This is a genomic window from Methylobacterium sp. Leaf88, assembly GCF_001422795.1.
Taxonomy (GTDB): Bacteria; Pseudomonadota; Alphaproteobacteria; order Rhizobiales; family Beijerinckiaceae; genus Methylobacterium.
This window is the reverse complement of record NZ_LMMK01000055.1, coordinates 45,041-52,569: the sequence shown is the minus strand read 5'-3', so window position 1 is coordinate 52,569 and position 7,529 is coordinate 45,041. Positions and strand designations below refer to the sequence as shown.

Annotated in this window: 4 protein-coding genes and 3 pseudogenes; 4 read left to right on the top strand and 3 right to left on the bottom strand. The window is 56.6% G+C overall.

Annotated features, from left to right (window positions below; translation table 11 throughout):
* Positions 1-173: 173 nt before the first annotated feature.
* The 3 genes and pseudogenes from ASF20_RS21830 to ASF20_RS24330 form a co-directional block, all read left to right on the top strand.
* Positions 174-398, top strand: a pseudogene (locus tag ASF20_RS21830) (transposase); the annotation flags it as partial.
* A 6-nt stretch (positions 399-404) separates the two neighbouring features.
* Positions 405-737, top strand: a pseudogene (locus ASF20_RS21825) (DDE-type integrase/transposase/recombinase); the annotation flags it as partial.
* A 223-nt stretch (positions 738-960) separates the two neighbouring features.
* Complete coding sequence (locus ASF20_RS24330) at positions 961-1,185, top strand: hypothetical protein (RefSeq protein WP_156389548.1); 225 nt, start codon at positions 961-963, stop codon at positions 1,183-1,185.
* Positions 1,186-2,272: 1,087 nt separating this feature from the next.
* On the opposite strand, the gene ASF20_RS24325 is transcribed toward ASF20_RS24330, so the two are convergent.
* The gene (locus ASF20_RS24325) at positions 2,273-2,614 is read right to left on the bottom strand and encodes a hypothetical protein (protein ID WP_156648159.1); all 342 of its coding nucleotides are present in this window, start codon (positions 2,612-2,614) and stop codon (positions 2,273-2,275) included.
* 528 nt (positions 2,615-3,142) lie between these two features.
* Here ASF20_RS24325 and ASF20_RS21820 point away from each other — a divergent pair.
* Positions 3,143-5,113, top strand: a complete 1,971-nt coding sequence (locus ASF20_RS21820) for a M10 family metallopeptidase C-terminal domain-containing protein (RefSeq protein WP_082501521.1) — start codon at positions 3,143-3,145, stop codon at positions 5,111-5,113.
* A gap of 267 nt (positions 5,114-5,380) precedes the next feature.
* Here ASF20_RS21820 and ASF20_RS23690 read toward each other — a convergent pair.
* Both ASF20_RS23690 and ASF20_RS25325 read right to left on the bottom strand, forming a co-directional pair.
* Positions 5,381-6,347: pseudogene (locus ASF20_RS23690) on the bottom strand (IS630 family transposase).
* A 125-nt stretch (positions 6,348-6,472) separates the two neighbouring features.
* A partial coding sequence (locus ASF20_RS25325) for a M10 family metallopeptidase C-terminal domain-containing protein (RefSeq protein ID WP_200927257.1) occupies positions 6,473-7,529 on the bottom strand: 1,057 nt, incomplete at its 5' end.

The following is a 7,529-nucleotide window of genomic DNA, read 5'->3' as shown; positions in this document are numbered from 1 at the left end:
GGGGGGGGGGCTTCATGACCTGCCGGACGGACTCTGAGGCATAAGGCCTGGCGGTGACGGACACCAAACCCGGGTTCTAGTCTGGCCGGAGCGGCAACCCCGCCGAACGGCCGAAGGGCTTCTGAAATCGCTCTACGTTGGCCCTGGAGGACATTTCCGAGGGTGAAGCTCTCCGCGAGCACTTCTGGGACATGGGCGCACGACCCGCGATCCCGCCCCAGCGCCACGAAGCGCCCCTCGCCTGCTCGGATTGGATTTACAACAATCGCAATTGGGTCGAGCGCCTCTCGGCCAGGCTCAAGGAATGGCGCGCCATCGCCACCCGATACGAGAAGACCGCCGCCAGCTTCACGGTTGTCCTCTGCCTCGCAGCCGCCCTCAATGGGCTCAAGCGATGACACGCCATAGCGCCAGACCGAATCGGTACGGATGGCGCCTGTCCCTATCCGACGGCCATCGCTGAAATCCACAAGGGGGGCTTGCTACCTCGCATGCCAGCCCACTACGTTACCAAACATCTGCAGCAGGACATAGAAAGCGACTACTTCCGGATCAAGAAGAACATGCCCCGGATCTGCGGCTTCCGCTCGTTCCACACCGCCCGGCGCACCATCCAGGGCTTTGAGGCCATGCTCTGGTTGCGCAAGGGCTTCGGCTTTGCCGACGTGTGGACTGTCCGTGAGCAGAACCAGCTGCTCGGGGTGTACTTTGGACTTCCCCAATCGAACAAAGCGTGAAAGGGGGACGGTAGAGTCCCTTCCATGCCATATGTCCAAGCTTGCGACACGCCCCGAAGGTGACCGTCGCGAACAAAGAGGCCACCGACCATCTGAAACGCGTCGCCGTTCGCACCGCAATCCTGCTCGTCCGGCGAGCAAGTCGGTGAGAAGTTACGCAGATCAGCTTGTTGCTTTGACCGGAAATCCGGTGGAATCATTAGTTCAAATCAGGAGGCGACCGATGTCTTGGACCATTGAGTGGAGCGAAGCCTCGGAGGCTGGCAGCTCTGAAGCCGAGTCGAGCGTCCAGATTCATCTTGCCTTAAAAGGCGAAGAAGAAGCCCTCTCCATTGCAGGAGATCTTCTCGAAAGAGGGTGCGTTGTGTGGTCGATCAAAAGAGATCACGGCATTCTCGAGATGGATAGGCATCGCGTTTTTCATCACTTCTATCCTCTTACTTCCTAATAATGCGCGGTCGGCAGCTCACTGACCTGCTTGGTGTAGGGCGAACCACACATTTTAAAGTGGCTCGACAACGCAAGTTGCCATCATGCTTGCAGGGGCGAGGAGCTATTTTCTTCCATGATCACACGGCACTTGATCCTGTCTCGAACCTCCCTCGCAGCGGCACTCACTGCTACAGCCCCCCGAGCCTGGCCGGCTATGCGACTGCCGTTGAGCCGAACCGACGCGGCTTAACCCGTTACTCCTTCACGCCAGCCAACTGGCCGGTCGCGCAAAAGCTCCGCATTGCGGTCCTGACCGACTTCCACGCCCATCCGCGCAACATGAATGAAGCGGATCTACTCGCTGTCGTTGCACGCACCAACGCGCCCAAGCCGGATGTCACTGTTCTACTGAGTGATTACGGATCGTGGCGCCCTAAGGCGCGCCAAGTCTGCGCCCTCTGTCTCGATGCCATTGCAGCCCGTGCCAGGGCGTCCCGCACAACAGTCCAGAATGCAATCCGGCAAGCTCGGTACCTCGGCATGGTCAAGGTCTAAGAACGCAGCCGGTCAGGCGCCAAGAGCCTGCCAAATGTGGTTCGCATCATCGACCGCGAGTGGCAGGCCTGGATCAGGTAACATGGGTTCAAAAAATCGAACATCATGGCCAAAGTGGTTTTCGAGAGAGAAGAGGCGGATCGGAGGAACTGATCCAAAAAGCATCGCAACGTGACGAGCACGACCCGTGAAGACGGAATGGACCGACGCGGTCATGGGGATCAACGGTTTCGTCATCGAGGCGGAAACACGCTCAAATGCGCAGGTTTCCAGGGTCCTGGGACGGTTCTGCAGGGGCAGGACACGGTCCAGGTTCAAGGGCTGATCACGTCCCACGGAGATACCCTTGTGGCACTGCACACCCTTCAAACGCAGCTGCTGACGAAGCCAACGAAAGCCGGCGCATCAGATCAACAGCGATTGCATGACATATTATAGGCCGGTTCTATAAAGAATGCACAAGCTGAGCGGATGAACCTAATAATTTATAAGCAAAGTAATCCCAGATTTAGACAAATTTATTGAAATAGCGCGAGTAAAATACCAATTCAATAAGGCGTATTCTTGAATCTCGATAGAGGATGTATTTTTTTCAGCACATATGAGCCCGTTGATCCCGCAATCGTAACTGTCATCCGCTCGCCATCAAGCAAGCCAACGTACCGGCGCTTACCGATATCAAAGACGATCATATTTCCATTTACATCAAGTACATTCAGAGCACTCCATTCGAATGGCTTATCTGGGCTGTCGTTTGCTTGAACTGCGTCTTGATCTACACGAATTTCAACACCGTCGCCTACCCAACGACCTTCAAGGAATTGGCGCATACTTGAATGAGCGACAACTGGAGGTAAGCCAAGCATGCTGCCCAGCGCTGCTATGTTCAACCACCGGGTAGACCTCAACGCATAGCTCCTACTCACAGGTCGTGAACGTTCAGAAGACCCTTGAGGCGATACAATAAGCCTCGCGAGGTTGATGAGCAAATATGAGCTCAGCCCCGTGACAAAGAGGATCGCGTACTTACCACCGTCAAAACAGGTACTGATGGAACCCACATTGATTGAAACCATAGCACGGCACGGCTGCTTCCGCAGAGAGAACCACCGGATACCCGACATCATTGAGCTATGCGTGGGATGCGCGTGTAGCCCTTGCAAGAGATGCTGGTGAAGGGGGCTTGAATGACCGCTCAGGATGGATAGCAGACCCTGACCTTTCTCCATGAAACAAGCGATCTGCCCGCGACCCACATCAGCGGGCCTGATTATGATCGGCGCAATTATTTCCTCGACGATAAAAGCAGCAACCAACAAAAAACTTAACCAATTCCTTTAACGTCACTTTAAAACTTAACTTCAATGATAAATACTCAAACATTAAGCGATCCGGCGATAGATTAATCAGGTAAATTTATGCTTAGCGCGAATGACGTCGCTGCAATTGCAAAAATATCTGATATAACGGGTGTGGGCGCTTTTCATACAAAGATTGGCGCCCTCACTGGCGTCGAACAAACGAAGAGTTTTAAATATTTGGTATCGATTGATGGCGCATACTACAACAAAGACCTAAATGTTCTGTCCATCACAAAGCCTGGCCTCATTCTAGATGGCTATGACTTCCGTGGTGTTTCCATAAACATCCAAGCCGACAACATTACCATCAAGAATTCGTATTTTGACGCGTCAGCCGGTATTTACGCGATCAATGCATTTCCCGGGACAAAGAACCTTACGGTCGATCAATCGACATTCGACGGCCTGAAGATCAGCAAGGTCGGTTATGTCGATTTTATTACTTCGCGTGGCGAAAATACAATTATCACACATAACACGTTCCTTGATGCGCCTTCTGATGCAGTTTCCATTCAGAGCGGAACAATCAGCGCGAACTACTTTGCCGGGGGGGCATATACGACTGGCGCACACGCGGACGCGATCTGGATCGGCAAGACCATCAGCCCAGTCGTGATCTCCGAGAACGTCATTGATTGGCGTTCCCGTGAGGATGCGCCAGCCGAAACAAACAATGCCGTTCGTATCACCGGTGAGATGGGCAACGTTTCGGACGTTCTGGTCAAGAACAATATCATTCTAGGGGGCAGCTACAGCATCCTCGTATCTGACGGCGCGACCCAGACCCACACCGCCGCCCAGGTCGGTTCGGTGAGCAGCGTGAAGATCACTGGTAACGTCGTCGATTACGGCAAATACGGCGAGCTCGAGCAGAGTTCTCGCCCCAAGGATATGGTCTATGCCAACAACCTTCACGCCACCGGAGGACCTGCGACACCGGGCCTCGAAGCAGCCGGATCTCTGCCCGACCCATTGACTCTTAATATGATTTCCGCAAGCGCGCCGGGGGCCGCGATCAAAGGAACTGCGAAGAACGACTACATCATCGGCGGCAGCGACTCCAACTATATCGAAGGCGGGGACGGCGACGATGTCATCGCGGGCGGCGGCGGGCGAGATTTCATCACTGGCGGTATCGGGAACGATATCTTCGTGTACAAATTCCTGTCGGACGATGGCATCGACCGCATCGGAGATTTCGTTCAAGGTCAGGACCGGATCGATCTGGCCTCCATCGCCGGTGCGCCCAAGGCGTTCGCCGACTGGCAATGGCTTGATTCCGAGAGCTTCACCGGCCATGCTTGGCAGTTCCGCTCTACATACGCCAGCACGACGACAGTGATCGAAGTCGATGCAGATGGCAACCTGAAGGCCGATCTGAAAATCGAACTCACCGGCAAGATCGCCGTTGGCACCAGCGATTTCATTTTGGTCCACAACGCCGATTTGGTCACGGCGCCGGTCCAGGCTCCCATATCAGTCCAGCCGACGGCGTCGCCGCAAGCCTCGACAGTCGCTCAAAGCTACCCGGCGGCTTTAGACTTGGCTGCCCCCGAGCATCTGAATTCAATCTTTCGCTTCTTCGACACACAGACTGGCAATCATTTCTACACGGCAAGCGCAGTCGAGAAAGCGCAAATCCAGTCAAGCATGCCAACGTTCAATTACGAGGGTGCAGCGTGGTCAACACCCGATAAGGGTCCGGATACCCACAACGTTTTCCGTTTCTTCGATACGAAGGGGGGAACGCACTTCCTGACGGACAGTGTCGCGGAGCGCGACGTCATCCTAGCGACGATTCCCAATTATACCTACGAGGGCGTAGCGTTCGCAGCATACAATGATGTGGCTGGGCCAGGACACCTGACACTTGATCGCTTCTATAATACCCAGACGGGTCAGCATCACTTCTCGGCATCTTCCGAAGAGACCGCCAGCATCAACCAGGGAGCGGCTGGCCCTGGATGGATCTCCGAAGGCAAGGCCTTCACTGTTCATATGCCGACAGATGGTGGGCTTTACGCCTGAAAAGGAAGACCTTTAGGACTAAGCACTTAGAACGTCTGCTTCCATGCCCTTTCTGACGGAAATCGGACTGATGAAAATCTACCCATTTCGGCCGCGGTTCATCGCCAAATCGAGCAGCCTGCGAGCGGACGTTCCCAGCTTCTGCAAAGCGTTGTTCGCAGTAATCGTAGCTGTACGAAAAAATATCGTAAACCTGACATCCAAACATGTTAGGAGAGGCTGTTAGCATTTCAAGTCTGCCAATCTATGAATTAGAGCGGTTTCCACTTACTCCGGGTCGTAACCGGCGGCAGCGAAGTAGTTTGCGCACTCGGCTGGAGTGAAGGCGTCGAGCAGATTGCCGACGACAGTCCAGAGCCGATCGACCGTACGCTCGGCCGCTTTGCGCAGCAGCGCCTTGAGCTTGACGAAGGCCATCTCGATTGGATTGAAGTCGGGCGAGTACGGCGGCAGGAAGCGAAGCCGTGCGCCGCTGGCCTCGATGGCGGCCTGGATCGCTGCTCCCTTGTGGGCGGGCAGGTTGTCGAGGATGACGGTGTCGCCGCGCCTGAGGGTTGGTGCGAGCACCTGCTCGACGTAGGCTAGGAACCAATCTCGCGTCATCGGCCCGTCGAGCACCATGGGCGCGCTCATCCCCGACAGGCGCAAGCCCGCAACGAACGTCGTCGTGAGCCAGTGGCCATGCGGGATGCCCGAGCGTAGGCGCTGACCGCGAGCACAGCGACCGCGCAGGTGCGCCATGCGGGTGGAGAGGCCGGTCTCAGCGATGAAGATCAGGCGCTCAGGATCGAGGTCGGGCTGCGCGGCAAACCACGCCTCGCGCGCTTGGGCCACGTCGGGGCGATCCTGCTCGGTCGCATGCGCCGACTTTTTTTCCATGTCACCGCCCGGCGGACGAAGAAACGCCACAGCGTACCCAATCCGACCGAGACGCGGCGCTCGGTACGCAGGCGCTCCTGCATCTCGGCAAGCGTGATGTCGCTGCGCGGTCCTTCGGTTCGTCCTTCTCAACGATGAGGGCGAACAGGAAGGCTTCGTGCTCGTCGAGCTTGGAGCCGGGTGGACGGCCCTGACGCTGAGCCCGCGTCTCCCCTGTCCTCGTGGCGTGCGCAGCCCAGCGGATCACCGTGGCGATGCCGACCCGATAGCGCAGGGCCGCGGCCCGGCGGGACAGACCTGCTCCCACCGCGTCCAGGACGCGAACACGCAGATCGTGACTGTAGGCACGGGCCATGGCGATCTCCCTGACGAACCTTCAAGGATCAACGCTCACCTCGCCGCAACGACTCAGGGATCGTGGAAAACACTCTAATTCAAAAGTTCTGATGAGGTGATGACTGCTTGAAACTCAGCTTTCGTTCACAGCACGAAGTCAGAGGCGTGAAGGACGAATTTAGTTACCACGTCGATGGCAAAATCAATTTTTCCATCGCCGTTTACGTCCGCCTGTACTTGGCCGCCGGTGCTGCCCGAGTAGAACCGAAGTTCACCAGCGTGTTTCGTGAAATCGCCTTCTCCGATCCAGGTGAACGCGTCGTGCGCACTTGTTAGCGTATCGGCGTCGATTAGGTGAAGATCAAGTTTGTCCTCACCTTGAGTGAAGTCGCCGATGTAATCTCGACCTTTCGCCCCAGCGGTGCTGTCGCTGAGCTTCTCAAACTGGAAAGTATCGTGGCCCGTTCCTCCGTAGAGGATGTCCTTGCTTTTCCCACCAACCACCACATCGTCGCCGGCGCCCCCTCTGAGGCCATCAGTCTTGCTGCTACCCAGGATCAGTTCACCGGCGGACGTTCCAGTCACATAACCACCTGATACGGGCGCTTTGAGTATCAAGCTCGGATCAGCGCTGGGCGAAGGAGTTGCGGGTTCGACCGGCTTGGTTGGCGCTGGCAGAGGTGTCTTAACGGGAGTTGCAGAAACTGGAGACGGCGTCGATGCACTGGGTGCCGGCACAGTTGTAAGCTCAGACCCTTTCGCAGCCAGGATGAAGTCGCTCGTATTCAGGGCGACTGTGCCGGTGAGGTCTAGATTAAAGTCAGCTTTCAGGTCGCCGTCGGTGTCGACTTGGACTGTGATGAGGCCGTTGTTCGTCTCGTAGCGCAGCTGCCAGTCGTGACCCGTAAAGCTCTCCGAGCCGAGCCACTGCCAGTCCGACTCGGACCGCGGCGCGCCCGCAAGCGTTGCCAGATCGATCCGGTCTGTGCCTTGCGTGAAGTCCGTGATCCGGTCGATGCCGTCGCTCGTCAGGGATGTGTAGACGAATACGTCCTTGCCGGCGCCCCCGGTGATATAATCGCGCCCGCCGCCGCCAATGATCACATCGTCACCACTCCCACCCTTGATGAAGTTGGAGCCGCCGCCACCGAGGATGTAGTCGCCTTGGTCGGTGCCCGTGATGACCGCACGGGCAGAGGCG

Excerpts from the sequence above, each read along its gene's own strand:
- ASF20_RS24330 (WP_156389548.1), top strand. The coding sequence starts at position 961 with ATGTCTTGGACCATTGAGTGGAGCGAAGCCTCGGAGGCTGGCAGCTCT.
- ASF20_RS21820 (WP_082501521.1), top strand. The coding sequence starts at position 3,143 with ATGCTTAGCGCGAATGACGTCGCTGCAATTGCAAAAATATCTGATATA.